The organism is Nonomuraea harbinensis, from assembly GCF_019396385.1.
GTDB classification, from domain to species: Bacteria; Actinomycetota; Actinomycetes; order Streptosporangiales; family Streptosporangiaceae; genus Nonomuraea; species Nonomuraea ferruginea.
Map to the genome: position 1 here is coordinate 1 of NZ_JAHKRN010000088.1, position 23,343 is coordinate 23,343.

At 69.7% G+C, this 23,343-nt stretch carries 29 protein-coding genes, 1 tRNA gene and 1 pseudogene; 12 read left to right on the top strand and 19 right to left on the bottom strand.

Translation table 11 applies throughout. The features are described 5' to 3' along the window. Positions 1-552 precede the first annotated feature (552 nt). From KME79_RS42995 to KME79_RS43040, 10 genes are all read right to left on the bottom strand, one after another. Positions 553-1,047, bottom strand: a complete 495-nt coding sequence (locus KME79_RS42995) for an Rv1363c family protein (RefSeq protein ID WP_308249263.1) — start codon at positions 1,045-1,047, stop codon at positions 553-555. Then, entirely contained in the window at positions 1,044-1,523 is a 480-nt protein-coding gene (locus tag KME79_RS43000) for an Rv1363c family protein (protein ID WP_148036773.1), read from the bottom strand. Before KME79_RS43000 ends, KME79_RS42995 begins: the two co-directional genes overlap by 4 nt. Before the next feature lie 180 nt (positions 1,524-1,703). Next, positions 1,704-2,099, bottom strand: a complete 396-nt coding sequence (gene rplL / locus KME79_RS43005) for a 50S ribosomal protein L7/L12 (RefSeq protein WP_219552225.1) — start codon at positions 2,097-2,099, stop codon at positions 1,704-1,706. Positions 2,100-2,166: 67 nt separating this feature from the next. Next, complete coding sequence (rplJ, locus tag KME79_RS43010; RefSeq protein ID WP_148036771.1) at positions 2,167-2,691, bottom strand: 50S ribosomal protein L10; 525 nt, start codon at positions 2,689-2,691, stop codon at positions 2,167-2,169. A gap of 240 nt (positions 2,692-2,931) precedes the next feature. Continuing rightward, complete coding sequence (locus KME79_RS43015; RefSeq protein WP_148036770.1) at positions 2,932-3,759, bottom strand: SCO4651 family lipoprotein; 828 nt, start codon at positions 3,757-3,759, stop codon at positions 2,932-2,934. 186 nt (positions 3,760-3,945) lie between these two features. Beyond that, on the bottom strand, positions 3,946-4,668 hold the full coding sequence (gene rplA, locus KME79_RS43020) for a 50S ribosomal protein L1 (protein ID WP_148036769.1): 723 nt from the start codon (positions 4,666-4,668) through the stop codon (positions 3,946-3,948). A 58-nt stretch (positions 4,669-4,726) separates the two neighbouring features. Further along, positions 4,727-5,158, bottom strand: a complete 432-nt coding sequence (gene rplK, locus KME79_RS43025; protein ID WP_148036768.1) for a 50S ribosomal protein L11 — start codon at positions 5,156-5,158, stop codon at positions 4,727-4,729. 118 nt (positions 5,159-5,276) lie between these two features. Then, positions 5,277-6,038 (bottom strand): transcription termination/antitermination protein NusG, encoded by a 762-nt coding sequence (gene nusG / locus KME79_RS43030; RefSeq protein WP_148036767.1) that lies wholly within the window; start codon positions 6,036-6,038, stop codon positions 5,277-5,279. Positions 6,039-6,105: 67 nt separating this feature from the next. Further along, positions 6,106-6,345 (bottom strand): preprotein translocase subunit SecE, encoded by a 240-nt coding sequence (gene secE, locus KME79_RS43035; protein ID WP_148036766.1) that lies wholly within the window; start codon positions 6,343-6,345, stop codon positions 6,106-6,108. Positions 6,346-6,421: 76 nt separating this feature from the next. Next, positions 6,422-6,494: transfer RNA gene (locus tag KME79_RS43040), tRNA-Trp, on the bottom strand. Between the two features lie 168 nt (positions 6,495-6,662). Between KME79_RS43040 and KME79_RS43045 the strand changes: the two genes are divergently transcribed. Next, positions 6,663-7,871 carry a pyridoxal phosphate-dependent aminotransferase gene (locus KME79_RS43045; RefSeq protein ID WP_219552231.1) on the top strand — a complete coding sequence of 403 codons (1,209 nt, stop codon included), beginning with the start codon at positions 6,663-6,665 and terminating at the stop codon, positions 7,869-7,871. Between the two features lie 54 nt (positions 7,872-7,925). Here KME79_RS43045 and KME79_RS43050 read toward each other — a convergent pair whose 3' ends face one another. Next, a complete protein-coding gene (locus tag KME79_RS43050; protein ID WP_219552237.1) occupies positions 7,926-8,405 on the bottom strand; it encodes a hypothetical protein in 480 nt (159 codons plus the stop codon). A gap of 95 nt (positions 8,406-8,500) precedes the next feature. Here KME79_RS43050 and KME79_RS43055 point away from each other — a divergent pair, with 95 nt between their 5' ends. Continuing rightward, positions 8,501-9,526: an adenosine deaminase gene (locus KME79_RS43055; protein WP_372452538.1), complete on the top strand. Its 1,026-nt coding sequence runs from the start codon at positions 8,501-8,503 to the stop codon at positions 9,524-9,526. Here KME79_RS43055 and KME79_RS43060 read toward each other — a convergent pair. Beyond that, entirely contained in the window at positions 9,515-10,234 is a 720-nt protein-coding gene (locus KME79_RS43060) for a hypothetical protein (protein ID WP_219552247.1), read from the bottom strand. The genes KME79_RS43055 and KME79_RS43060 overlap by 12 nt on opposite strands. Continuing rightward, positions 10,221-10,760 (bottom strand): RNA polymerase sigma factor, encoded by a 540-nt coding sequence (locus KME79_RS43065; RefSeq protein WP_219552253.1) that lies wholly within the window; start codon positions 10,758-10,760, stop codon positions 10,221-10,223. The genes KME79_RS43060 and KME79_RS43065 overlap by 14 nt, the downstream gene beginning before the upstream one ends. Positions 10,761-10,877: 117 nt before the next feature. Between KME79_RS43065 and KME79_RS43070 the strand changes: the two genes are divergently transcribed. From KME79_RS43070 to KME79_RS43080, 3 genes are all read left to right on the top strand, one after another. Next, positions 10,878-11,612 carry a class I SAM-dependent methyltransferase gene (locus tag KME79_RS43070; protein WP_148036760.1) on the top strand — a complete coding sequence of 245 codons (735 nt, stop codon included), beginning with the start codon at positions 10,878-10,880 and terminating at the stop codon, positions 11,610-11,612. 616 nt (positions 11,613-12,228) lie between these two features. Next, the gene (locus tag KME79_RS43075; protein ID WP_219552259.1) at positions 12,229-12,591 is read left to right on the top strand and encodes an antibiotic biosynthesis monooxygenase; all 363 of its coding nucleotides are present in this window, start codon (positions 12,229-12,231) and stop codon (positions 12,589-12,591) included. Positions 12,592-12,672: 81 nt separating this feature from the next. Then, positions 12,673-13,299: a DsbA family oxidoreductase gene (locus KME79_RS43080; RefSeq protein WP_219552264.1), complete on the top strand. Its 627-nt coding sequence runs from the start codon at positions 12,673-12,675 to the stop codon at positions 13,297-13,299. A 506-nt stretch (positions 13,300-13,805) separates the two neighbouring features. Here KME79_RS43080 and KME79_RS43085 read toward each other — a convergent pair. From KME79_RS43085 to KME79_RS43105, 5 genes are all read right to left on the bottom strand, one after another. Beyond that, the gene (locus tag KME79_RS43085; RefSeq protein WP_148036756.1) at positions 13,806-14,693 is read right to left on the bottom strand and encodes a carbohydrate ABC transporter permease; all 888 of its coding nucleotides are present in this window, start codon (positions 14,691-14,693) and stop codon (positions 13,806-13,808) included. Then, on the bottom strand, positions 14,693-15,577 hold the full coding sequence (locus KME79_RS43090) for a carbohydrate ABC transporter permease (protein WP_148036755.1): 885 nt from the start codon (positions 15,575-15,577) through the stop codon (positions 14,693-14,695). Before KME79_RS43090 ends, KME79_RS43085 begins: the two co-directional genes overlap by 1 nt. 65 nt (positions 15,578-15,642) lie before the next feature. Further along, entirely contained in the window at positions 15,643-16,902 is a 1,260-nt protein-coding gene (locus KME79_RS43095) for an extracellular solute-binding protein (protein ID WP_148036754.1), read from the bottom strand. Positions 16,903-17,111: 209 nt separating this feature from the next. Further along, complete coding sequence (locus KME79_RS43100) at positions 17,112-18,974, bottom strand: acyl-CoA dehydrogenase family protein (protein ID WP_219552266.1); 1,863 nt, start codon at positions 18,972-18,974, stop codon at positions 17,112-17,114. Between the two features lie 33 nt (positions 18,975-19,007). Beyond that, positions 19,008-19,694: an amino acid permease gene (locus KME79_RS43105; RefSeq protein ID WP_219552269.1), complete on the bottom strand. Its 687-nt coding sequence runs from the start codon at positions 19,692-19,694 to the stop codon at positions 19,008-19,010. Positions 19,695-19,897: 203 nt separating this feature from the next. On the opposite strand from KME79_RS43105, the pseudogene KME79_RS43110 reads away from it, so the two are divergent. Next, positions 19,898-20,146, top strand: a pseudogene (locus KME79_RS43110) (helix-turn-helix domain-containing protein); the annotation flags it as partial. Here KME79_RS43110 and KME79_RS43115 read toward each other — a convergent pair. Continuing rightward, the gene (locus KME79_RS43115; RefSeq protein ID WP_148036748.1) at positions 20,123-20,683 is read right to left on the bottom strand and encodes an RNA 2'-phosphotransferase; all 561 of its coding nucleotides are present in this window, start codon (positions 20,681-20,683) and stop codon (positions 20,123-20,125) included. The pseudogene KME79_RS43110 and the gene KME79_RS43115 sit on opposite strands and share 24 nt — an antisense overlap. 145 nt (positions 20,684-20,828) lie before the next feature. On the opposite strand from KME79_RS43115, the gene KME79_RS46760 reads away from it, so the two are divergent. The 6 genes from KME79_RS46760 (at position 20,829) to KME79_RS43140 (ending at position 23,298) form a co-directional block, all read left to right on the top strand. After that, complete coding sequence (locus tag KME79_RS46760; protein WP_271279655.1) at positions 20,829-20,954, top strand: hypothetical protein; 126 nt, start codon at positions 20,829-20,831, stop codon at positions 20,952-20,954. A gap of 111 nt (positions 20,955-21,065) precedes the next feature. Further along, positions 21,066-21,470, top strand: coding sequence for a YbaB/EbfC family nucleoid-associated protein (locus KME79_RS43120; RefSeq protein WP_219552271.1), 405 nt, complete (start codon positions 21,066-21,068; stop codon positions 21,468-21,470). Continuing rightward, complete coding sequence (locus KME79_RS43125; RefSeq protein WP_219552272.1) at positions 21,470-21,847, top strand: YbaB/EbfC family nucleoid-associated protein; 378 nt, start codon at positions 21,470-21,472, stop codon at positions 21,845-21,847. Before KME79_RS43120 ends, KME79_RS43125 begins: the two co-directional genes overlap by 1 nt. Positions 21,848-21,905: 58 nt before the next feature. Further along, positions 21,906-22,211 (top strand): hypothetical protein, encoded by a 306-nt coding sequence (locus KME79_RS43130; protein ID WP_148036745.1) that lies wholly within the window; start codon positions 21,906-21,908, stop codon positions 22,209-22,211. After that, the gene (locus tag KME79_RS43135) at positions 22,202-23,059 is read left to right on the top strand and encodes a hypothetical protein (protein ID WP_219552274.1); all 858 of its coding nucleotides are present in this window, start codon (positions 22,202-22,204) and stop codon (positions 23,057-23,059) included. Before KME79_RS43130 ends, KME79_RS43135 begins: the two co-directional genes overlap by 10 nt. 2 nt (positions 23,060-23,061) lie before the next feature. Beyond that, positions 23,062-23,298, top strand: a complete 237-nt coding sequence (locus KME79_RS43140) for a hypothetical protein (RefSeq protein WP_219552276.1) — start codon at positions 23,062-23,064, stop codon at positions 23,296-23,298. The last annotated feature ends 45 nt before the right edge of the window (positions 23,299-23,343 follow it).

The following is a 23,343-nucleotide window of genomic DNA, read 5'->3' on the forward strand; positions in this document are numbered from 1 at the left end:
GACTCGGTCTGCAGAGCGAGAAGGTCAGGAACTTCGAGCGGCTCCTGGATACGCGAGAAAGAGACGCGACGGGGACCAGCGGGTACGGCGGAGGCGTTGCGCGAGGCTGCCAACAGATGTCCTTCCGAGGGCTCGCGGCGGACTGACTACACGCACGCCAGACAACCTCGCAACGTGAGCAAGCGGAGCGGGTCGTCAAAGGGCAGCGCAAAGGGGCAGTGTAGCCGAACGGCACACGCCTGTCCACTTCGCTCTCGCTGCATGCTTCACGTTGGTCGCAGCATCGCTCGTCTGAACGAATCCGTCAAGCCCGCAAGCCCGACTTTTAGCCGCCTAGGGGCTCAGACGCTGGGTTTTCTCCCCTGTGTGACTGATCGCCTACCGCCAGGCCCAAGACGATACCCGCGAACGGGGGCGGTTAACGCTCCGTCACACCGGGGGTCGAACCCAGACCGACAACCGGTGTAGCAGTGACGGAGATACCCGCGACAAAGGACTCACTAAACCTAGTTTTTGGTAACAATTGAAGGACACGGCGCGCCCGGGGCCCTCTCAGGCGGTCCCGAGCAGAGTCGACAGGTCCGAGACGAGCCACCTGCCGCCCTGCCTGATCATGACGAACCTGGCCCGGGTCTGGCTGACCTGCTGGCGCGGCTCGGCCTTCCCAGCGGCCTCCGTGATCGTACCCGTGTTCACGAACAGAAGAACCTCCACCCTGTCCGGCTCCGCCCGCTCCACCGCCGCGGCCACGACGGAGGCGGTCTGGACCATCTTGCGTTCCTTGGCTCTGGTCGACAGGGACCCCGACAGCTCCGCGTACTGCCGGGTGAGCGCCCCGGTGGTGTGCTGCCCCGCGCGCGCCAGGTCCCGCTCGACCGTGCGGTAGTCGTACGAGAGCAGCTCCGGCGCGACCGCCTTGGCGGCCGCCATGGCCTCCGCGCCCGCGGCCTCGCCGCCGCGCAGGGCCCGCCAGTCGGACCAGAGCACGCCCGTCGCCGCGCCCAGGGCGAGCACCAGGACGCCGAGCACCACCAGGACGGCCCTCACGTGACCTGCTCCGCCTTCGACACCAGCCAGACCCCTTGAACCTTGGCCAGGTCCATCCGCCACCGGTAGAAGCGCTCCTGGGGCGCGTCGTCGGAACCGTCCCAGCGGATCACCACGTCGGCCACCACGAGCGCCCTGGCGGTGTCCCCGGAGATCGACTCCAGCCCTGCCGCGCGTACCACGCCTTCCTGGATGACCTTGTTCTTGCGCGTGGTCCGCATCATCTCGTCCGCCGCGGCCTCGTACGCGGCCCTGGCGGCGCCGGTGGAGCTGGTCAGGATGCGGTGCACGTCGGAGTCGACGGTCTCGTGGTGGAGCGAGAGCAGGTTCATCGCGTGCGTGCCCGCCGCGCGCAGCACCGCCTGCCGGTCGTCGGCCCTGGCCTGCGCGTCGCGCTCCTGCACGCCGAGCCAGACCGCCGCCGCCGCGAGCAGCGCCGCAAGGACGGCGAGCACCGGGACGACCATGCGGGACATCCGCGCTCACCCCCCTCCCGGCCGGTCGCCGGGATCATAACCCGCCCGCCTTCTCCGGGACCTGCCAATCGCCCCACACGGTACGAACCGGACCCGAATGGCATGGATCGCGGCCGGGCATGCGAAAGGGGCGGCACACCCGGCACCTGGGTGTGACCGCCCCTTTCGAAGCGTTCGGTCTTACTTGACCGTGACGGTGGCGCCGGCGCCCTCCAGGGCAGCCTTGGCCTTCTCCGCCTGCTCCTTGTTGACCTTGCCGTCGAAGACGTTCTTCGGAGCGCCGTCCACCAGGTCCTTGGCCTCCTTCAGGCCGAGGGACGTGAGGGCGCGGATCTCCTTGATGACCTGGATCTTCTTGTCGCCGGCGGCCTCGAGGATGACGTCGAACTCGTCCTGCTCCTCGGGAGCGGCGGCGGCCTCGCCACCACCGGCGGCGGCCGGAGCGGCGGCGACCGCGACCGGGGCGGCGGCCTTGACGTCGAAGGTCTCCTCGAACTGCTTAACGAACTCGGAAAGCTCGAGGAGGGTCATCTCCTTGAACGCGTCGAGCAGCTCGTCGGTGCTGAGCTTCGCCATGATGTTTCCTCCGTAAGGGACTTGCGAAATTTAGGAACGGGACCGCGGTGTTGCGGCAATCCCCGAGCTACTCGCCCGCCTCTTCGCGCTTGGCGCGAAGAGCGTCGGCCAGCTGAGCCATGTTGGTGGGCAGCGCGGCGAACATAGCGGCGGCAGCGCTCTGCTTCGCCTTGATCGCGCCAGCAAGCTTCGCGAGGAGAACCTCGCGGGACTCGAGGTCGGCGAGCTTGGTGATCTCAGTGGCGTCCAGCGTCTTGCCGTCGAGGACACCACCCTTGATCACCAGAAGGGGATTGGCCTTGGCGAAGTCACGCAGACCCTTGGCGGCCTCGACAACGTCGCCGTTGACGAAGGCGATCGCGGTCGGCCCGGTGAGCAGGTCGTCGAGACCTGCGAGACCGGCCTCGTTGGCCGCGATCTTGGTCAGGGTGTTCTTCGCCACGGCGAACTTCGCATTCTCACCGAGAGAGACGCGCAGCTGCTTGAGCTGGGCAACGGTGAGACCGCGGTACTCGGTCAGAACGGCGGCGGCGCTGCCTTCGAACTCGCTCTTGAGCTCGGCAACCGCTGTCGCCTTATCCGCCCTCGCCATGGGCCTCCTTCCAGGTGTGCCACCGGTGAAGGGCCCTGACATGAGAACAGCCCCGGGCGCAGGGCGCACACGGGGCTCACACACATGGAATGCACCATATGGGAAACTCGCATCACACCTGCGCGGGCCGTCCACCTGAGGTGGATCCTTCGGTCGCCAGGCTTTGAGGCACCTGGCGACGACCGGCGGTCTTCGGCAACGACCAGACTACGTGCTGGCCGCCGAGTTTCCAAATCGTTCTCAGTTGGTGGTGCCCTTCGGCAGCTCACCGACCTGGTCGGCGGGCGGGGCCTGGATGTCGACGGGCTCGTTGTAGCCCTTGAACATCAGCGTCGCGTCGAGCGTGCCGCCCTCCTTGGCGCCGCTCAGGGTCAGCTTGCGGGGCAGGCCGTCGGCGGCGACCCAGATGTCGAACTTGACGTCCTTCAGCTCGGCCAGGTTCTTCCGCGCCTGGTCCTGCTCCTCGGCGGGCAGCTGCTGCACGGCCGCCTCCACCGGGAAGGTGCCGCTGTAGTGGGTGGTGTCGGTGCCGCCCACGCTCTCGTTGCCGGCCGCCTTGACGTCCTGCGACGTGGTGATCATCTTGGTCACGCTCGCCAGGTCGAACTGCTGCACCTGGCCCAGCATCTGGTCCACCTGGGCACGGTCGCCGGCCTCGGCGAGCGGCACCTTGATCCACGGCTTGGTGGCGCCGAGCACCTTGTTGAGCGTCTCGACCTTGACGTACGCCGTGTCGCCCTGGAGGATCACCCGGGCGCCGCCGGGCAGCTCCCTGCCGCCGACGCCGGCGGTGTCCACGGTCAGGTCAAGAGCGAGCTGGGGCTGGCTCTGGTAGACCATGCGGCCCTGAACCTTGCCCTCGCCCTCCTGCGGGTGCGAGACGTCGACGACCGCGTCAACCGTGTAAGAACTGACCTCTGTCGTCTTCTGGGCCGCCTGGGCGAGCACCTCGGAGGCGGCGAGATTCACCTGAATGGGCTGCGCGTTAGTTCCACAGCCGGCGACCGCTGTCGCGGCCAGAGCGGCCGCGGCCGCGGCGATGGCGAGAGAAAACCTGCGCTTGAACATGTATCGACCCTACGTGTCAGCTGGCTTCTCGTAGCGCTTTCCCGCAGCTTCTCATGGAAAACCCAGGGATGTCCCTGAGAGGCGTTCCGTACGAAGGAAGCCGTGAATATCCGGACCCGGGAAAAAGGCCCCGGACATGGGAAAGCCCCGGCGCGGAGCACGCCGGGGCCTTTCCAGAAAAACTCGTCAGACGGCGTCGAGCTCGCCGACGATGCCGCGGGTGACGTTGGGGTCGACCGGGACACCGGGGCCCATGGTCGTGGAGAACGTCACCTTCTTGATGTAGCGGCCCTTGGCCGCCGACGGCTTGAGCCGCAGCACCTCGTCGAGCGCGGCCGCGTAGTTCTCCAGGAGCTGGCGCTCGGGGAACGACGTCTTGCCGATGATGAAGTGGAGGTTGGCCTGCCGGTCGGTGCGGAACTCGATCTTGCCGCCCTTGATCTCGGTCACGGCCTTGGCCACGTCGGGCGTCACCGTGCCGGTCTTCGGGTTGGGCATGAGACCGCGCGGGCCGAGGACGCGGCCCAGGCGGCCGACCTTGCCCATCAGGTCGGGCGTGGCCACCACGGCGTCGAACTCGTTGAGCCGGTTGCCCTTGGAGATCTCGTCGATCAGCTCGTCGGCCCCGACGATGTCGGCGCCCGCCTCGCGGGCCGCCTCAGCACGGTCACCGGTCGCGAAGACCAGGACCCGGGCGGTCTTACCGGTGCCGTGCGGGAGGTTGACCGTGCCGCGCACGATCTGGTCGGCCTTGCGGGGGTCGACGCCCAGCCTCAGCGCCACCTCGACGGTGGAGTCGAACTTGGTGGTCGACGTCTCCTTGGCCAGCCTGGCCGCGTCGGCCGGGCTGTAGAGCTTGTCGCGGTCGACCTTGGCCGCCGCGTCCTTGTGCGCCTTGCTGCGCTGCATGTCTGTCTCCTTGTGGTGTGCGGGCCGGCGGGCGGCCCTCCCACGGGTGGGGAAGTGCTTAGTCGGCGACGGTGATGCCCATGGAACGGGCGGTGCCGGCGATGATCTTCTCGGCCTGCTCGACGCTGTTGGCGTTGAGGTCGGGCATCTTCGTCTCGGCGATGCTGCGCAGCTGCTCGCGGCTGAGCTTGCCCACCTTGTCCTTGTGCGGGGTCGCGCTGCCCTTGTCGAGACCCAGCGCCTTCTTGATCAGCTCGGGCGCCGGAGGCGTCTTCGTGACGAAGGTGAAGCTGCGGTCTTCGAAAATGGTGATCTCGACGGGGATGATGTTGCCCCGCTGGGCCTCGGTCGCAGCGTTGTACTGCTTCACGAAGTCCATGATGTTGACGCCGTGGGGACCGAGGGCGGTACCGACCGGCGGTGCGGGCGTGGCCTGGCCAGCGGGAAGCTGGACCTTGACCAGAGCCGCGATCTTCTTCTTCGGAGGCATGAGTCCTTCTCCGGGTCCTGATGGTGATGCCTTCCGGAACGCGGGTGCGCCCGGACATGTCGGAAGGCCGCCCTTCGCGACAGGCGGCCGACCGAACGTTTAATTGTAGGTGATCGTCTCAGATCTTCGAGACCTGGTTGAACGACAGCTCCACCGGGGTCTCCCGGCCGAAGATCGAGACCAGCACCTTGAGCTTCTGCGACTCGGGGCTGATCTCGCTGACCGAGGCGGGCAGGGTGGCGAACGGGCCGTCCATGACGGTGACGGACTCGCCGATCTCGAACTCGACGGCGGGGCCGGAGGGCGTCTTGGCGGCGGTCTTCTTGCTCTCCTCGGTCGGCTCCGGGGCGAGCAGCTTGGCCACCTCGTCGAGGCTGAGCGGGCTGGGCTTGTTGGACAGGCCGACGAAGCCGGTCACGCCCGGGGTGTTGCGCACCGCGGCCCAGGACTCGTCGGTCAGCTCCATGCGCACCAGGACGTAGCCGGGCAGCACGCGCTCCTTGACCGGCACCTTCTTGCCGCTCTTGAACTCCTGGACGGTGTGCGTCGGCACCTCGACCTGGTAGATGTAGTCCTCCATGTTGAGCGACACGTTGCGGCTCTCGATGTTGGACTTCACGCGGTTCTCGTAACCGGCGTAGGAGTGGATCACGTACCACTCGCCGGGCAGGCCGCGGAGCGAACGCTTGAACTCCTCGACCGGGTCGACGTCGGGCTCGACGTCACCGTCCTCCTCGACGACGGCCGCCTCGGCGGTCTCGTCGACCTCGTCGCTGTCCACGACGTCTTCGACGGTCTCCTCAGCGGCCTGGGAGGCCTCTTCCGGCTCGGCGTCCCACTTCTCGCGGGGCTCGTCGGCCGGCACTGAAGATTCGGACACGGTGACTCTTCCTCTTTCGTCGGTATCGAACGGCGGCTCCGTCAGGCGCGCGCCGTCTGCGTCAGAATCAGCCGCCGAAAATCTGCAGGACGGCCCAGCCGAACGCGGCGTCGAGGCCGTAGATGATGCCGACCATGATCAGCACGAACACCATGACAACCGTGGTGTACGTGACCAGCTCCTTGCGCGTCGGCCAGATGACCTTGCGCAGCTCGGCCACGACCTGACGGTAGAACAGGGCCGGAGAAGTACGCTTCTTCTCACCACTGGGCTTGCCTGCGGTCTCGCCGCGCGTGTCGATCGCCACAGTCCTCACCTGAAATCGGTCGTATCCAACGCAGTTATGCGGCGCCTACACGCCATTATTGCGCGGACCGCACTCGCAGGGCACGAGGGACTCGAACCCCCAACCGCCGGTTTTGGAGACCGGTGCGCTACCAATTGCGCCAGTGCCCTATGTCGTCAACCACATTACCCTGGATGACTTACTGCCTGGACCGAACGCCACATCGACATGCGGCTGCAGGACCTGGCGAAAGTGTACGGAAGATTGCCCGCCACGTCGAACCCAAACCTGATCGCGCAGGTCACATGGCGTGGGGGCGCGCGTGGGAGCATGGAGGCATGTCCACCCGACGCCGTGTCTCCACACGGATTTCCGCGATTTCCGAGTCCGCGACCCTCGCCGTGGACGCCAAGGCGAAGGCGATGAAGGCGGCCGGCCGTCCGGTCATCGGCTTCGGCGCGGGCGAGCCCGACTTCCCGACGCCCGACTACATCGTCGAGGCCGCCGTGGCCGCGGCGCGCGAGCCCCGCTTCCACAAGTACACCCCGGCGGGCGGCCTGCCCGAGCTGAAGCAGGCGATCGCCGCCAAGACGCGGCGCGACTCCGGCTACGAGGCCGACGCGTCGCGGGTGCTGGTGACCAACGGCGGCAAGCAGGCCGTCTACGAGGCGTTCGCCACGCTGCTCGACCCGGGCGACGAGGTCCTGGTCGTGGCCCCCTACTGGACGACCTACCCGGAGGCGATCAAGCTGGCCGGGGGCGTCCAGGTCGACGTCGTCACCGACGAGACGACGGGTTACCTTGCGAGCGTCGAGCAGCTGGAGGCGGCCCGCACCGACCGCACGAAGGTCCTGCTGTTCGTCTCGCCGTCCAACCCGACGGGCGCCGTCTACTCGCGCGAGCAGACGGTCGAGATCGGCCGCTGGGCAGCCGAGCACGGCCTGTGGGTGGTCACCGACGAGATCTACGAGCATCTGACGTACGGCGGCGCCGAGTTCGCCAGCATCGCCACGGCCGTCCCCGAGCTGGGCGACCAGGTCGTGATCCTCAACGGCGTGGCCAAGACGTACGCGATGACGGGCTGGCGGGTCGGCTGGCTGATCGGGCCGTCCGACGTGGTCAAGGCGGCGACCAACCTGCAGTCGCACGCCACCTCCAACGTCTCCAACGTCTCGCAGATGGCCGCGCTGGCGGCGGTCTCCGGCGACCTGTCCGCGGTGGCGCGGATGCGTGAGGCGTTCGACCGGCGCCGCCAGACGATGGTGCGGATGCTCAACGAGATCCCGGGCGTGTTGTGCCCGGAACCTAAGGGCGCGTTCTACGCCTACCCGGCGGTCAAGGAGCTCATCGGCAAGGAGCTGCGCGGGCGCCGCCCGGGGTCGTCGGCCGAGCTGGCCGAGCTGATCCTGGAGGAGGCGGAGGTGGCGGTGGTGCCCGGCGAGGCGTTCGGCACCCCCGGCTACTTCCGCCTGTCGTACGCGCTGGGCGACGACGACCTGGTGGAGGGCGTCAGCCGCCTCGCCAAGCTGCTGGCCGAGGCCCACTGACCGCGTCGCCCGGCAACGCGCGGGGCGATCACGGCGACGTCCGTGACGAGGGGGTTACCCGGTCGCCTCGTCGGCGATGCGGTCGATCTCCGTGGACAAGCCAGGGGTCGCGGCGACGTAGACGGCGGTGCCGGGGCGCTCCAGCCACATGAAGTTGTGCAGGTCGCCCCGGGTCTCCCAGCTCAGCGCGGGCTTGCCGTGGTGCATGCCGAGCGTGGCCCGGTTGACGAGGGTGGCGAACTCCTCGGCGGTCCTGACCCCGCAGACGACGCCGACGTGCAGTCGCTCGGCGCCCCGGCTCCAGGTCTCGCCCCTGACCTTCAGCTTCCGGGTGAGGGACCTGACGTGCCGGAACGTACCGGATCTCGTGGTGCCGACGGGCATGGCGGCGACGCCGACGGGGGCGGAGCCGCACGACAGCGTGGGGCCCGTCACGGCGGCGACCGGGCTGGGCCGGCCGATCTGCGGCGCGGGGGCGGACGGGCCGCACGCGGCAAGGCTCAGTGTCAGGAGCACCGTCGCCAGGCGCCGCATCACCACTCCAGGGCCGGAACGCGGGAAGAAGGACCCTAGTCTCCTACAACAGCCGTGCTGACACGGCAAGTCGCGGCCCGGTCCGGTGGCAAAATATGGCGATGGCAAGGTCCCTGCTCTCGCTGCCCAAGGCCCACCTGCATCTCCACTTCACCGGCTCCATGCGCCACTCGACCCTGATCGAGCTGGCCAGGGAGCAGGGCCTGCACCTGCCCGACGCGCTGGAGCAGGACTGGCCGCCCCGGCTGCGGGCTACCGACGAGCGCGGCTGGTTCCGGTTCCAGCGGCTGTACGACATCGCCAGGTCCGTGCTGCGGCGGCCGGAGCACGTCTACCGGCTGCTGCGCGAGACCGCCGAGGACGAGACGGCGGCCGGGTCGCGGTGGCTGGAGATCCAGGTCGACCCGTCGGGCTACCAGCAGATGTTCGGCGGCCTGACGGCCACGCTGGAGCTGGTGCTGGACGCGGCCGAGCAGGCTTCGCGGGCCACGGGCACCGGCCTCGCGGTGGTGGTGGCCGCCAACCGCACCAGGCATCCCCTCGACGCCAAAACGCTCGCCCGGCTGGCCGCCCAGTACGTCGGCAAGGGCGTGGTCGGGTTCGGCCTGTCCAACGACGAGCGGCGCGGCCAGGCCCGCGACTTCGACCGGGCGTTCCGCATCGCCAAGCGGGCCGGGCTGCTGGCCGTGCCGCACGGCGGGGAGCTGCTGGGGCCGCGGAGCGTGGCGCAGTGCGTCGACGACCTCGACGCCGACCGGGTCGGCCACGGCGTGCGCGCGGCCGAGGACCGGTGGCTGATGGAGCGGCTGGCCGAGCGGCAGATCTGCTGCGAGGTGTGCCCGACCTCCAACGTGGGGCTGGGGGTGGCCGAGCGGGCGGCGGACGTGCCGCTGCGCAGGCTGTTCGAGGCGGGGGTGCCGGTCGCGCTCGGCTCCGACGACCCGCTGCTGTTCGGGGCCCGGCTGCTGCGCCAGTACGAGCTGGCCAGGGAGGTGTACGGGTTCACCGACGCGGAGATCGCCGAGCTGGCGCGCCAGTCGATCAGGTCGTCGGCCGCGCCCGAGCCGGTCCGCAAGGAGCTGATCAAGGGCGTCGACGACTGGCTGGCCTCACCGGAGTGAGCCGGCCAGCTCGGCCGCCCGCGCCATCGACGGGGCGCCCTCCAGCCGGTGGCCGACGTCGCCCGACTGCCAGATGAGGGTGGGCCCGGCCTGGCGCAGCGGCACCTCCCCGCCCCCCTCGCGGCTGATGTAGCCGAGGGGGTGCGAGCCCGGCAGCCAGAAGCCGGTGACGCCGTCGACCTCGACCTCGTCGGGGAACGGCGGGCCGAGCCGCTTGAAGAAGAACGGGTCCATCCGGCCGTCGAACTGGTCCAGCCGGATGCCGTCCGGCCAGAACATCGACACCACCCGGCCGCCGTCGGCGACCGTTACCCGTTCCGGCTCGCCCAGCGCGGCCAGGGTCCTGACCGGGAACGCGACCTGCCCGGCGACCTCGTCCAGCGGCACCTCCCGCTCCCCCGGCAGCGGCGCCGGCGTGGGCACCGGAGCCGGCGTGTCGCCGCCGAGCCGCAGCTCGATCCCGGCGTAACGGAGGATCGCGGTCACCACCTGCCTGCCCTGCGGGGTGGCCGCCGTGACGGCGACCAGGGCGACCACCGCCACCGCGACGATCCGCCACCGCCGCCGCCGCTTGACCGGCCGCGGGGCTTCCAGCCTGGTCCGCACAGCCGCCGCCACCTGCTCGGGCGGTGGGGCCGGCACGTCGAGGGAGCCGGCCAGGGCGCGCAGCTCGGCCTCGATGTCGTCGAAGCGCTCATCCGAGCTCATGCCCTGCCTCCTCCCTGAGCCTCGCCAGGCCGCGGTGCGTCCTGGACTTGACGGTGCCGACCGGCCAGCCGAGCACCTGGGCGGTCTCGGCCTCGGACAGCTGTAAGAAGTACCGGCAGACGACGGCTCTGCGTTCCCGCTCGGGCAGCGCCCTGACCGCCTCCAGCAGCCGGGCCCGCCGGTCCGTCGCCACGGCCGCGCCCTCGGGGTCGTCGGGGGCCTTCGCCTCGGCCGTGGCGCTCAGTCGTACCGTCAGCTCCGACCTGCGGCCGCGCGCCCGCGTCAGGTTGTGCGTCTCGTTGGCCACGATACGCAGCAGCCACGGGCGGAAACCCGCGTCGCGGCGGAACGTCCTGAGATGCCGGAACGCCTTGACGAACGCCTCCTGCACCACGTCCTCGGCCTCGTCGCGGGCGCCGAACAGGACCGCGGTGCGGTGCGCGAGCGCGCTGTAACGAGCGACCAGCACCTCGTAGGCGGTCAGGTCGCCCTCCAGCGAGCGGGCGATGGCCTCGTCGTCATCCATGGGCGTGACTGATTCCACCGCATTCGTGGCGGGTACGGAAGAGTGTTCCGTGACCTTCGGCGCGGGGCGGGCACTAGACTCTGGCCCATTCCCGCGAACCCGTAAGGATCGGCGACTATGTCCTCTGGTTATGACCGTGTAGTCCAACCGGCAGCCGGTGACGAGGCCCTGGAGAACCACCTCGGCGGTGACGAGGCCAGAAACTACCGCAAGTACGAGTTCGACATGGTCGCCCCCCACGTCGGCCGGTCCCTGCTGGAGATCGGCTCCGGGCTCGGCCACTTCGCCGAGCAGTTCCTGCCGCGACTCGACCGGCTGGTCGTCAGCGACTTCGACCCCTACTGCGTCGAGCAGCTCAAGAAGCGCTTCGCCGACCGCGACGACATCGACGTGCTGCAGTTCGCCCTGCCGACCGAGATCCCGCTCAAGGACAAGGTCGACACCGTGGTCATGATGAACGTCCTGGAGCACATCGAAGACGACGCCGAAGCGCTGCGCTCGCTGGCGCGCGTCACCCTCCCGGGCGGGCGGATCGTCATCTGGGTGCCGGGCTACATGCAGCTGTACGGCGACTTCGACCGCAAGGTCGGCCACGTGCAGCGCTACACGCCCAAGACGCTGGCCGCCACCGTGGGCAAGGCGGGGCTGGACATCGAGGTGCTCAAGCCGATCAACTTCCTGGGCGGCATCGCCTGGTGGGCGGCGGTGCGCCGGGGTGGGGTGGGTTACCCGGACCCGCGGCTGGTCAAGATCTACGACCGCACGGTGGTGCCGATGACGCGGCTCATCGAGCGCTTCATCCGGCCGCCGTTCGGGCAGACGGTCTTCTGCGTGGCCCGCGTCCCCGGCTGACCGTTCTTCATCGCGTGGTTCCTCGGTGCGGGTGCCGCTTCTGCGGCGGTGCTCGCCGGGCTGATTGCTCCGTGCGAACCATGCCCGGCCGCGTGACATGGGCCTCGCAGTAGACGCGCTCCGCGCGAAATCCAGCTCGGGCTGCGCTGTGCGGGGGCAGGCCCCCGCGTACCAGGTCAACGGCACGGCCTTCGCGATGGGCGGCGCTCCGCGCCGATCAGCTCAGACGTGTTGTGCGGGGGCAAGCCCCCGCGCCCCCGGGCGAGAGGGCTGCCGCCCCCTCGCGCTCCCCGGTCCCTGCCCACGCGGCGTGCGGGAATCCCCATAGCTGACCAGAAAGACGGTGGCATGGGTTCACCGGGTTGATCGGAACCCCAGGGGACCCCAAGTCCGTGGACAGGTGTGCAGGCATGGCGGACAGCCGTGGCCTGGTCCCGGACCGCCTCATCGGCTCAACGGCCCGATAGTCGCCGTCCAGCGCCCGCGCCGCAGCTCGATCCCACCATCTGGCCGTATCGGCCGCACATGGCGACGAGATGTGGTTGACCTCAACCGCAGTTGAGATTGCACGATGGCCCCTGAGGCCCGCCTCGTATGCGATTTGAGGAGTGCGTCCGTGAGCGCGGATTCTGCTTTCTATTCGATCATCGACTACACCGTTGACGGCGTCGACACACAGCGCGAGCTGGTGGAGGCCTTCGCCGAGATCCAGGAGCGGTGGGTGCGTTTCTATCCCGGATACCACTCGCCCCGCTTCCATGTGAGCACCGACGGCACACGCGTGTACAACATCGTGCACTGGGCGAGCGAGGCGGACTACCGCCACTTCGTGGAGACCTCCGATACCGAGGGCCGGATGGCCGCCATCGGCGAGGCGCTGGAGAGCCTGGCCGGCAGGGCCGAACCACGCATGACCGGAGTCCCTGCCTACACCGTCGTCCGCGAGATCGGTCCCGGCCCTCGGCGCTTGGACCCGTGATCGCGCCCGGCAGCTTGCGGCCATGCCTGCCGACACTGCGAACCCCATCTCATCAGTGACGATCGATTGCGCAGGTCATTCATGAAGCTTGAGATTTACGCCGATGTGTTGTGCCCGTGGTGCTACATCGGCAAGAGACGCCTGACGGCCGCGCTGGCGCAGCACTCCGGCCGCGCTCGCGTCGAGGTCGCCTGGCGCAGCTACGAGTTGGCACCGGAGGCGGAGCGCACCCCCGGCCCGACCGCCGCCGAGGCGATGGCGGACTGGTGGGGCGAGCAGGCGCCCGCCCGCGTCGAGCACATCCGGTCGCTGGGCGCGGCCGAGGGCCTGGAGCTGAACCTGCATCTGGCTCGCCCGGTGAACACCTTCGACGCGCACCGGCTGGTCAAGCTGGCCACCGACCGCGGCCGCGCCGACGAGATGATGGAACTGCTGCTGCACGCCTACCACACCGAGGGCCTGAACGTCGCCGATGTGCAGGTCCTGCGTCGCCTCGGTGACCAGGCCGGGCTCGATGGCGATGAGGTGCGTGCCGTCCTGGCCGGCGACGGCTACGCCGACGAGGTCCGCGCCGACCGGCGCCGCGCGGCCGAACACGGCGTCACCGGCGTGCCCAGCCTGGTGGTCGACGGCCGGCCGCCGGTCCCTGGCGTCCAGCCTGTCGCTGATCTGTACCGGCTCCTGGAGCATGGTCTCGCGGCCCTTTGACGGGTCCGGCTGATCCGCGATCCGAGCGCCCAATCTGCCCTTTATCCCGTGCTCCCGCCGATCCTCGCAAAGGAGGGCGCTGAACTGGGCCGCACAGGGAAGCTGCTGAACTGGGCCGCACGGGTCAGGGCGCTGAACTCGGCAAGGACCGGGCGCCGCTGAACCGGGCCCCACGGGACAGAGCACCGAGCTGGGCAAGGACCGAACGCCGCTGAACTGGGCCGCACAGGAAAGGGCGCCGAACTGGGCAAGGACCGGGGAGCGCGAGGGGGCGGTAGCCCCCTCGCCCGTGGGCGCGGGGGCTTGCCCCCGCACAACACAGCCCGAGCCGATCGGCGCGAAGCGCCACCCACCGCGAAGACCACGCCCTTGACCTAAGACGCGGGGGCTCGCCCCCGCACAACACAGCCCGAGCTGGGATCGCGCGGAGCGCGTCTGCCGCGAGGGCCATGCAGTTGGGCCAAGCCCCGGCTGAGGACCCCCTAGGGAGGGTCCTCAGCCGAGCGTCATTTGATGGACCCCGCCGTCAACCCGCCGACCACCTTCCGCTCGATCAACGCGAACAGGATGATCACCGGGATGGTGGCGATGACCGACCCGGCGAACAGGTTCTGCCAGTCCACCTGGTACTGGCCGATGAACGAGTTGAGCGCCACGGTCAGAGGCTGGTTCTCCGGGGTGGTGGTCAAGGTCAGAGCGACGACGAACTCGTTCCAGGCCGCGATGAACGTGAAGATCAGCGCGGTGATCACCCCGGGCATGGCGAGCGGCAGCGTGATGCGGAACAGCGCGCCGAACCGGCCGTTGCCGTCGATGAACGCGGCCTCCTCCAGCTCGCGCGGGATCGAGGAGAAGTACGCGTTCAGGATCCACACCGCGAACGCCAGGTTGAACCCGCCGTTGACCAGGATCAGCGACCAGATCGAGTCGACCAGCCCGAGCTGGGAGAACTCGCGGTAGATGCCCACGAGCATGGCCGTCGGCTGGAACATCTGGGTGATCAGCACGAGGATCAGGAAGAACGTCCGCCCCCTGAAGTTGTGCCGGGCGGAGTAGTAGGCGGCCGGCAGCGCCACCAGGAGCACCAGGACGGTGGAGCCGGCGGCCACCTGGAGGGTGACGACGAGGTTGCCCGCGAGGCCGCTGCTCCAGAAGTTGACCAGGTTGGCCCATTCCCACTGCGTGGGCAGGATGGTGGCGTCGCGCAGCGTCTCCTGGGGACGCAGCGAGGTCAGCAGCATCACCAGATACGGGAACAGGAAGATGAACGCGACCACGTAGGCGACGGCCGCGGTCACCGTGGTCTTGAGTCTGGGCATGGCGCGGTGCCCGACCGGCGCGGGCCGGCGGCGGGCGGGGCGGGCGGGCGCCTTGGGCGCCGTCTCGACTGCCATCACGCCACCGCCCTGTTCCAGCGCGAGATCTTGAGGAAGACCGCGGTGATCACCAGCACCATTCCGAAGTTGACGACCGACATGGCGGCGGACTCGCCGATGTCGGAGCTCTTGAGGATGAACATGAAGATGGTCGAGGTGGCCGTCGAGTATCCGGGCTGGCCGTGCGTCATCGCCCAGATGATCGGGAAGCTGTTGAAGACGTTCATCATGTTGATCAGCACGGCGACGGTCAGCGCGGGCCGGAGCAGCGGCAGGGTGATCGACCAGTAGGTGCGCGGCCGGGAGGCGCCGTCCATCTTGGCTGCCTCGTACACGTCACCGGGGATGGTGGCGAGGCCCGCGAGCAGCGCGTACGTGGTGAAGGGGACGGACACGAACACCGCGACGAACACCAGCCACGGCATGGCGGTGGAGGCGTCGCCGAGCTGGTCGGCGGAGGCTCCGCCGAGCGCGTCGATGAGCCCGAGTCTGAGCCTGATCTGGTTGATGACGCCGACCTCCGGGTCGAGCATCCACCGGAAGACGATGGCGGTCATCAGCACGGACGCGGCCCAGGGCGCGATCAGCGCCCAGCGGGCGACCTTGCGGCCGGGGAAGCGCTGGTTGAACAGCTGGGCGAGAGCGAGCGAGATCACCACGGTGAGGACGACGACGGCCACCACCCAGACCACGCTGCGGACCATGATGTCCGCGAAGTCCTTCTCGGCGAACAGCTTGTCGTAGTTGTCGAAGCCGTTCCAGCCTCGGACCACGCCGACCCGGCTGATCTCCAGGAACGAGGACCGGATCATCTCGACGACGGGCCAGAGCACGACGACGGCGATCAGCACCACCGCGGGCCCGATCCAGGCGAGCGGCTCCAGGGCGCGCAACCTTCTCATAAGTTCCTCCGTGGAGGTACGGCCGGCGCCTCAGGTGAGACGCCGGCCGTACGGGCCCCCGTCGTTCAGCCGGCCTCGGCGGTCTTCTGGAGTTCGCCGAGGACCGCGGCGGGGTCGTCCTTGACGGCGCCGCCGATGGTCTGCTTGATCGCCGGGTTCAGCTCGGCCCACTTCTCGTCCTGGAACGGGTAGAAGCTGGCGTTGGGCAGCGCGTCCAGGAACGGCTTGAGCTTCTCGTCGCCCGACAGCTTCTCGATGCCGCCGTTGGTGACGGGCAGCAGCTTGTACGTCTCGCTGATCTTCTCAGCGGCGGAGCCGGTGTAGAAGAAGTCGAAGAACTTCTTGATCTCCTCGGCGCGGCCGTTCTTGTTGAACGCCATGATCCAGTCCATGACGCCGAGGGTGGTGTCGAGCGGCCCGGTCTTGCCGGGGATGGGCGCGACGCCGTAGTTCTTCAGGCCGGCCGCGTCGAAGATCGGGATGGACATGGGTCCGCCGTTGACCATGCCGACCTTGCCGGCGCCGAAGTCCTCCCAGACCGTCTTGCGGTCCTTGGTGCCGGGGTTGGGGGTGGTGAGTCCGGCGTCGACGAGACCCTTGACGTAGGTGAAGGTCTCGACGTTCTGCGGCGAGTTGATCGCCCACTTGCCGGCGTCGTCCTTGTAGCCGCCGCCGTTGCCGAGCATCCACAGGAACGACTCGGCCTGCGCCTCCTCCTGGCCGAGCGGGAGGCCGAACGGCTGGCTGACGCCGGAGGCCTTGAGCTTCTCGGCCGCGGCCTTGAGCTCGTCCCAGGTCTTGGGCGCCTCGGCGACGCCGGCCTTCTCGAACAGGTCCTTGTTGTAGAACAGGGCGCGGGCGGAGGACACGAACGGGATGCCGTAGGCCGTGCCGTCGACCTTGCCGAACTCGGCGAACTTCTGCAGCATGTCGCCGGACACCTCGGGCGACAGGACCTCGTCGACCTTGTGGAGCAGGCCGTCGGCGACGAATCCGGAGTAGTCGCCGGTCTGCAGGATGTCGGGCACCTGACCGTTCTGGATCATGGTGGCGACCTGCTTGTCGATGTCGTTCCAGTTGATGACCTGGACGTCGACCTTGATGTTCGGGTTGGCCGCCTGGAACTCGTCGACCACGCCCTTCCAGAAGTTCTCTCCGGAGTTGGGCTTGCCGGGGCCGTCGCCGTAGTCGGCGGCGACCATCTTCAGCGTGACCTGGCCGCCGTCGGCCGCCTGGTCGCCGCCGCCTTCCGACGCGCCGGAGCCACAGCTGGACAGGACCAGCACGGTAGCCAGGCCGAGAGCGGCGCCGCCCACAAGTCTCATTCTCACCGTAAGTACCGCCTTCTCATCGGACGGGTCGTGCTGGTCCGTACCAGCTGCCAGACCCTGCCCAGGGGTATGGGGCCGCGAGCGTCACGGCCCCACGCGTTTGCGCAAGCGTAAGCCGGGGTTCGCCTGGCGGTCTATACCGGTAAATTGCAGAACGGCAACAGTAAGGGGAAGAGTTCTGCACTCGCGGTCTAGACCACTTGTCAGCGAATCTTCCTGCGGACGTTCTCGCCGCCCTCCGGCCGGCCGATCCACGGTCCCTCGATCGACGGGTCGAGGATGCCCTCTTCCAGGAAGGAGTAACGGCCGTCGAGCACGTATCGGGCCAGCCGCACGTCGTGGTCGTCACTGTTGTCCCAGAGCCTGTCGAACAGCGTGTCCACCCGTCGCCTGGCCTGCCGGCAGAACGTGTCGGCCAGCTCCAGCGGCCGGCGTCCGAGGTCGCCCTCGTCCTCGGCGGCCTTGACGCAGGCCGCGGTCATGGCGAACAGCTCGGCGCCGATGTCGACGATCCGGCCGAGGAACGCCTGCTTGTGCTCCAGTCTCCCCTGCCAGCGGGACATGCCGTAGAAGGTGGACCTGGCCAGCTTGCGGCTGGTCCGCTCCACGAAGCGCAGGTGCGTGGCCAGCGGCCCGAACTCCGAGAAGGCGGTGGGCAGGTGCCCCGCCCCGGTGACCAGGGACGGCAGCCAGCGGGCGTAGAAGCGGCCGGCCCGCTTGAGCGCCTGGGCGCGCTCCTGCCGTGAGGAGTCAGGGTTGATCAGCTCGCCGGCGGCGGTCAGGTGGGCGTCGACCGCCTCACGGGTGATGAGCAGCCGCATGATCTCGGACGAGCCCTCGAAGATGCGGTTGATCCGGGTGTCGCGCAGCATCTGCTCGGCCGGGACGCCGCGCTCGCCGCGCGCCGCGAGCGACTCGGCGGTCTCGTAGCCGCGCCCGCCCCTGATCTGGACCAGTTCGTCGAGCGCCTGGTAGGACATCTCGGTCGCGTACAGCTTGGCCAGCGCCGCCTCGATGCGGATGTCGCTGCCCTCGCCGTCGGCCAGCCTGGCGGTCAGGTCGGAGACGGCTTCCAGGGCGTACGCGGTCGCGGCGATGAAGGCGATCTTCGTGGCGACGGCCTCGTGCTCGCCGACCTTGCGGCCCCACTGGACGCGGGCGTTCGCCCACTCGCGGGCGATCTTCACGGCCCACTTGGCGTGCCCGGCGCAGCTGGCGGGCAGCGACAGCCGGCCGGTGTTGAGCGTGGTCAGGGCGATCTTCAGTCCTTCGCCCTCACGCCCGATCAGGTTCTTCGCCGGGACCCTGACCTGCGAGAACTCCGTGACCCCGTTCTCGATGCCGCGCAAGCCCATGAACGCGTTGCGCCGCCTGACCGTGATGCCCGGCGAGTCGCCCTCGACCACGAAGGCGCTGATCTTCTTCCCCGTACGGGCCATCACCACGAGCAGGTCGGCGACCACGCCGTTCGTGGTCCACAGCTTGACCCCGTCGAGCACGTACGCCTCGCCGTCGCGCACCGCGGTGGTCGACAGCCGGGCCGGGTCGGAGCCCACGTCGGGCTCGGTGAGCAGGAACGCGGAGATCTCGCCCCGCGCGCACCGGGGCAGGAACTCGCGCTTCTGCTCCTCGCTGCCGAACAGCTTCAGCGGCTGCGGCACCCCGATCGACTGGTGCGCCGACAGCAGCGTGGCAAGCGCCGGGCAGTACGAGCCGACCAGCATGAGCGCGCGGCAGTAGTACAGGTACGGCAGGCCGAGCCCGCCGTACTCCTCACCGATCGTGATCCCGAACGCTCCCAGCCCGGCCAGGCCCTTGACGACCTCGTCCGGGATGACCCCGTCCCGCTCGATCCGGGCGGGATCCACGTGCGCGTCGAGATATCGGCGGACGGCCCGGACGAACTCCTCGCCGCGCTTGGCCGCCTCGTCGGGCACGGACGGCACCGGATGCACCAGATCCAGCCGGAGATCTCCGAGGAACAGTTGCTTGGCGAAGCTCGGGCGGGTCCACTCTTGCTCGCGGGCCTGCTCGCCGAGCTCCCTTGCCTTGGCGTACTCGCTCATGGCATCCTCCCGCCGACAGTACGCCGAATCGACTCAGCGAGAAAGCAGCCGGCGCGGCAGCTCGACGACCAGGACGGTCGCGAGCAGGCCCAGCGTCGCGGGCACCAGCAGGTAGAAGCCGCAACAGGCGAGCGACACAGCCGACAGGGCGGTGGCCGCGACCGCGGTGGCGCGCTGCCTTCCGGCGGGCAGCAGCCGTACGGCGGCGGCCACCCCGACGGTGGTGACCGCGGCGAGGCAGGCGGCGGTGGCCCGCATGAGCACGTCCAGGTCGCCCGCGAGGAACAGCACCGGCACGCTCAGCGCGGCCAGCAGCGCCAGGCTGCGCAGCGGCGTCCGGCCGGGCTCACCTCCGCTGGCGAACCAACCGGGCAGCGCGCCGGTCCTCGCCATGGCGGCGCCGAGCCGGGAGGCGCCGGCGATGTAGGTGTTGATGGCGCCGAAGGTGAGCAGCACCGCGACGGCGCCGGTCACCGGCCGGGCCTCTGGGCCGAAGCCGATCTCCAGGAGCGCGGCGAGCGGCACCGCCGTGGTGCCGGCCCGGTCGCCGAGCACGCCGATCGTGGTCAGGCAGACGCCCAGATAGAGCACGATGATCACTACCAGCGCCACGGCCGTGGCCCGCACCAGGCCGCGCCGGTCGGCGAACTCGGCTGACAGGAACGCGGCGGCCAGCAGAGCGGCGGCGGCCATCCGGTCGACCCCGAAGGCGTCGGCCACGTACCCACCGCCGACCAGCAGTCGCGGAAGCCGAGGCCGTCGAGACAGTGGGTCATGGTCATCCCGGTGAACGCGGGGACCTTCGGGCTTTTCGTGCTCCGCCGGACGTAGTCGGCGAAGCCCGACGCGTCACCGCCGGCGGCCCGCTTGATCGCGTCGGCGAGCTCCACCCATCGGGGGAACTCGGGATCCGGACCCGGTGAGACGATGCTGAGCCGCTGGCCACGCTGACGCGACGGGAGCGCGAGGTGCTCGCGCTGATGGCGGAGGGCATGTCCAACCTGGCGATCGCGGCCCGCTTCCAGGTGACCGACAAGGCGATCGGCAAGCACACCAACAACATCTTCGCCAAGCTCGGCCTGCCTCCGTCCGACGACCACAACCGGTGGGTCATGGCGGTCCTGGCCTACCTTCAGGCCACCCCGGGATCATTGCCGGCCGGGGGCTCCTGACGGCCACGCGATGTACTCCGGCGGCACCCGCTCGGCCAGCCACACCCCGTTGGCGCTGACCCGGAACTCGTGTCCGGCCTCGTGCATCGCCCCCGCGTCCACCGGCAGCACCACGGGCCGGCCGCGGCGGGCGCCCACCCGGGTGGCGGTCTCGCGGTCGGCCGACAGGTGCACGTGGTGGCGGTCCATCGGCAGCAGCCCCCGCTCCCTGATCGCGTCCAGGTTCCGCGCCACCGTGCCGTGATAGAGGTACGCGGGCGGCACGGTCACCGGAAGGCCGAGGTCGACGGTGACGGAGTGGCCCTGGTTGGCTCGGATCCGGTCGCCGTCCAGGGCGTAGCGCCGCTTGTCGTTGTCCCGTACCACCCGTTCCAGTTCCTCGCGGCCGATCGGGAAGCCGTGCGCCGCGGCGGCCCGCAGGAAGGTCTCGACGTCCACCCAGCCCTGCTCGTCGAGCGCGATGCCGATGCGCTCGGGCTGGTGACGCAGGTGCTTGGCCACGTACTTGGAGACGCGTACGAGTCGCCGCTCGTCCATGGGCACCCCCGTCGATAAATCGGTTGTGCCGCACCTTACGGGACATCTACCTTCGAGTCATGCGCCTTTACCAGTAATGCGCCGGGGCCGTCGAACGGCCCGGCCCACGAAGCCGATCCCTGCCATTACGTAAAGGAGCCTTCTTATGCGTGCCCATATTTCCAGCAAATCCGATAAGTCGGGCAAGCGCCCGCCGGCCCCCAAGCAGATGCCGCGCATGCCGCAGCGCCCCATCGCGCCGCCCCGCCGCATCCCGCCCAAGGGCCGCTGAAGCCACTACCAAAATGGTGGTAGTCCGCGGCGTCGCCGCGACCCACGCGTGCCCCGCCTCTCCCGACAGGGGCGGGGCACGCGCCTTTCCCGGGACGTTAGGATCCACGGCATGTCTTGGCCATCGGACCCCAGTGAAGACACCCACTACCTGGATCAGGTCGTCGAGCGGACCCAGGCCGCGGTGCGCGACCTGCGCCGGGCCGAGCGCCTGATCGCCGAGGTCGAAGGCGCCGGCGAGGCCGCCCAGGGCATGATCAGGGCCCGGGCCGGCGGGCACGGCGCGATGCGCGGGCTGCACATCGACCCCCGGGCGCTCCGCCTCGACCCGCGCACCCTCGGCGCCGAGGTCACCAAGGCGATCCAGCAGGCGCAGGAGGCCGCCGCCGAACGCACCGAGGAGATCGTCGCCGAGGCGACCGCCCGCGTCGGCGTCCTCCCCGAGCCGCTCGACGAGACGTTCGTCCGCCACCGGGTGGAGTCCGCCGCCCGCGACCTCTACTCGGGAGGGCTGTGATGTTCGGTTTCGACCTCGACCCGGGCGACATCCGCGAGCAGGACGTCGACAGGGCCGCCGAGCAGGCCGGGCGCCTGGAGGCGCTGCTCGCCGAGCAGGAGGAGAGGCTGGCCGGGATCGTCGGCACCGGCACGGGCGACCGCGTCCAGGTGAAGGCGTCCGCGGCGGTCGACGGGCGCGTGCTGGAGGTCGTCCTGGGCCCCCAGGCCGCCCGCGAGGGCAGCCACGTCCTCGCCGAGGAGATCCTCCTGGCCGTGCGGCGCGCACAGGACGACACCCGGCGTCAGGCCGAGGCGCTCCTGAGCGCGGCCGTCCAGGAGGCCGTCCCCGGCCTCGACCTCGCCGCGCTGAACGAACAACTGAACAGGCCCGGCTGACAACCGCAACGACTCACAACAACCACATAAGTCACCTTTCCTCGCTATCGTCACATCTATGAGTACGGGGTTCGAGATGGCGCCCGAGTCCCTGCGGCTGCAGGCGACGCGGGTGCACCAGCACGGGGAAGATTACGAGGCGGCGGTGGCGCGGCTCCGCGAGGGCGGCGGCCAGTGGGGCGACGACGGGCTCTTCGCCGCCCTGCAACTGGCCTGGACCGAGTGCCGTGAGGTCATACTCACCGCCGTGCCCGGCCTGTCCGGCTCGATCAACGGCGTGGGCGACGGCATGGTGGCGGCGTCCGCCAACATCGGGGCCGTGGAGACCGCGCTCACCGCACCGGAGCCGGACCGATGGGCATAGTCCTGCCGCCGGAGCTCCACTTCGCCCTCGATCTGGCCGGCGTCCCGTTCCCCAATGTCGACGAGGACCTGATCCGCGGCGACGCCGACGCGGTGCGCACCGTCGAGAGCGGGACGGCCACGGCCGGATCGGAAGCGGACGCGACCGTCCTGTCCTCCTCCGCCGTCTACCGGGGCGGCAGCGCCACCCAGTTACAGGGCTTCTGGCAGGCGACCGGCGCCGACTCCGGCCACCTGGCCCAGGCCGCGACGGCGATGCGGGTGGCGCCCGTGGCGCTGGACGGCATGGCGAACGTGGTGACCGCCACCAAGGTCGCGGTCGGCACGGTCGCGGCCGTCGCCACCGTGCGCCTGGCGCTGTCCAGGCTCACTCCCCCGCCCCACGGCAGCGTCATGTCCCTCGCCACGCTGCTCGCCACCAGGCGGGCCGGCACGAAGATCTACCGCGAGGCCTTCGAGGGCGCGACCAGGGAGCTCGCGCCCGGCATGGCGCGCCGCGTCACCGACCCGATGCGGCGCATCCTGGAGAACCTGCGCCGTCCCGGCGGTCCCGGCGGCACCGCCCTGGCGGGCGCCGGAGGGCCCGGCCGGATCCCGGTCTCCGGGTTCCGCAACCGCATGGACGACATGCCCGGCATCATGCAGATGGCCCGGGGCGGGCGCGGAGGCGGGCGCGGCCGTACCGAGTCGCAGGCCAACCTCAACAAAGAGGAACAGGCGGCCGTGGAGGCGAAGGAGAACGGTCAGCCCTACGACCGGAGCGTCTTCAACAGGGCCGCCGGCAAGATACGCAAGGCCGAGAAGTTCGAAGGCGACAGGAACAAGCAGAAGAGAGGGCGAGGGAAATAACGATGGCAGACCGGGTCGGATTCGAGTCGCAGCACTTCTCGCTGAACAACCCGCGGGGCGAGGAGCAGGGCGACGTCCCCATGCTGCTGCGCCGGCTGGCCAGCACGCTGGAGGAGATGGGCGGGATCGAGATCCGCGACCTGATCCTGCACAGCGACACCGACGACGACGGCGACCCCTGGCCCTACGTCACCGTCTACTACTCGCCGCTGCCCGACGACGGGGCCGAGCTCCCCTGACGCGAACGGCGCCCCGCCCCCCTTCGCGGGGGATCGGAAGAGCGT

What these genes read in the sequence shown, in the direction of transcription:
- KME79_RS43000 (WP_148036773.1), bottom strand. Translation starts at nt 1,523, where the DNA reads ATGTCCCGCATGGTCGTCCCGGTGCTCGCCGTCCTTGCGGCGCTGCTC.
- rplL (WP_219552225.1), bottom strand. Translation starts at nt 2,099, where the DNA reads ATGGCGAAGCTCAGCACCGACGAGCTGCTCGACGCGTTCAAGGAGATG.
- rplJ (WP_148036771.1), bottom strand. Translation starts at nt 2,691, where the DNA reads ATGGCGAGGGCGGATAAGGCGACAGCGGTTGCCGAGCTCAAGAGCGAG.
- KME79_RS43015 (WP_148036770.1), bottom strand. Translation starts at nt 3,759, where the DNA reads ATGTTCAAGCGCAGGTTTTCTCTCGCCATCGCCGCGGCCGCGGCCGCT.
- rplA (WP_148036769.1), bottom strand. Translation starts at nt 4,668, where the DNA reads ATGCAGCGCAGCAAGGCGCACAAGGACGCGGCGGCCAAGGTCGACCGC.
- rplK (WP_148036768.1), bottom strand. Translation starts at nt 5,158, where the DNA reads ATGCCTCCGAAGAAGAAGATCGCGGCTCTGGTCAAGGTCCAGCTTCCC.
- KME79_RS43045 (WP_219552231.1), top strand. Translation starts at nt 6,663, where the DNA reads ATGTCCACCCGACGCCGTGTCTCCACACGGATTTCCGCGATTTCCGAG.
- KME79_RS43050 (WP_219552237.1), bottom strand. Translation starts at nt 8,405, where the DNA reads ATGCGGCGCCTGGCGACGGTGCTCCTGACACTGAGCCTTGCCGCGTGC.
- KME79_RS43055 (WP_372452538.1), top strand. Translation starts at nt 8,501, where the DNA reads ATGGCGATGGCAAGGTCCCTGCTCTCGCTGCCCAAGGCCCACCTGCAT.
- KME79_RS43060 (WP_219552247.1), bottom strand. Translation starts at nt 10,234, where the DNA reads ATGAGCTCGGATGAGCGCTTCGACGACATCGAGGCCGAGCTGCGCGCC.
- KME79_RS43065 (WP_219552253.1), bottom strand. Translation starts at nt 10,760, where the DNA reads ATGGATGACGACGAGGCCATCGCCCGCTCGCTGGAGGGCGACCTGACC.
- KME79_RS43070 (WP_148036760.1), top strand. Translation starts at nt 10,878, where the DNA reads ATGTCCTCTGGTTATGACCGTGTAGTCCAACCGGCAGCCGGTGACGAG.
- KME79_RS43080 (WP_219552264.1), top strand. Translation starts at nt 12,673, where the DNA reads ATGAAGCTTGAGATTTACGCCGATGTGTTGTGCCCGTGGTGCTACATC.
- KME79_RS43085 (WP_148036756.1), bottom strand. Translation starts at nt 14,693, where the DNA reads ATGGCAGTCGAGACGGCGCCCAAGGCGCCCGCCCGCCCCGCCCGCCGC.
- KME79_RS43090 (WP_148036755.1), bottom strand. Translation starts at nt 15,577, where the DNA reads ATGAGAAGGTTGCGCGCCCTGGAGCCGCTCGCCTGGATCGGGCCCGCG.
- KME79_RS43095 (WP_148036754.1), bottom strand. Translation starts at nt 16,902, where the DNA reads ATGAGACTTGTGGGCGGCGCCGCTCTCGGCCTGGCTACCGTGCTGGTC.
- KME79_RS43100 (WP_219552266.1), bottom strand. Translation starts at nt 18,974, where the DNA reads ATGAGCGAGTACGCCAAGGCAAGGGAGCTCGGCGAGCAGGCCCGCGAG.
- KME79_RS43115 (WP_148036748.1), bottom strand. Translation starts at nt 20,683, where the DNA reads ATGGACGAGCGGCGACTCGTACGCGTCTCCAAGTACGTGGCCAAGCAC.
- KME79_RS46760 (WP_271279655.1), top strand. Translation starts at nt 20,829, where the DNA reads ATGCGTGCCCATATTTCCAGCAAATCCGATAAGTCGGGCAAGCGCCCG.
- KME79_RS43120 (WP_219552271.1), top strand. Translation starts at nt 21,066, where the DNA reads ATGTCTTGGCCATCGGACCCCAGTGAAGACACCCACTACCTGGATCAG.
- KME79_RS43125 (WP_219552272.1), top strand. Translation starts at nt 21,470, where the DNA reads ATGTTCGGTTTCGACCTCGACCCGGGCGACATCCGCGAGCAGGACGTC.
- KME79_RS43130 (WP_148036745.1), top strand. Translation starts at nt 21,906, where the DNA reads ATGAGTACGGGGTTCGAGATGGCGCCCGAGTCCCTGCGGCTGCAGGCG.
- KME79_RS43135 (WP_219552274.1), top strand. Translation starts at nt 22,202, where the DNA reads ATGGGCATAGTCCTGCCGCCGGAGCTCCACTTCGCCCTCGATCTGGCC.
- KME79_RS43140 (WP_219552276.1), top strand. Translation starts at nt 23,062, where the DNA reads ATGGCAGACCGGGTCGGATTCGAGTCGCAGCACTTCTCGCTGAACAAC.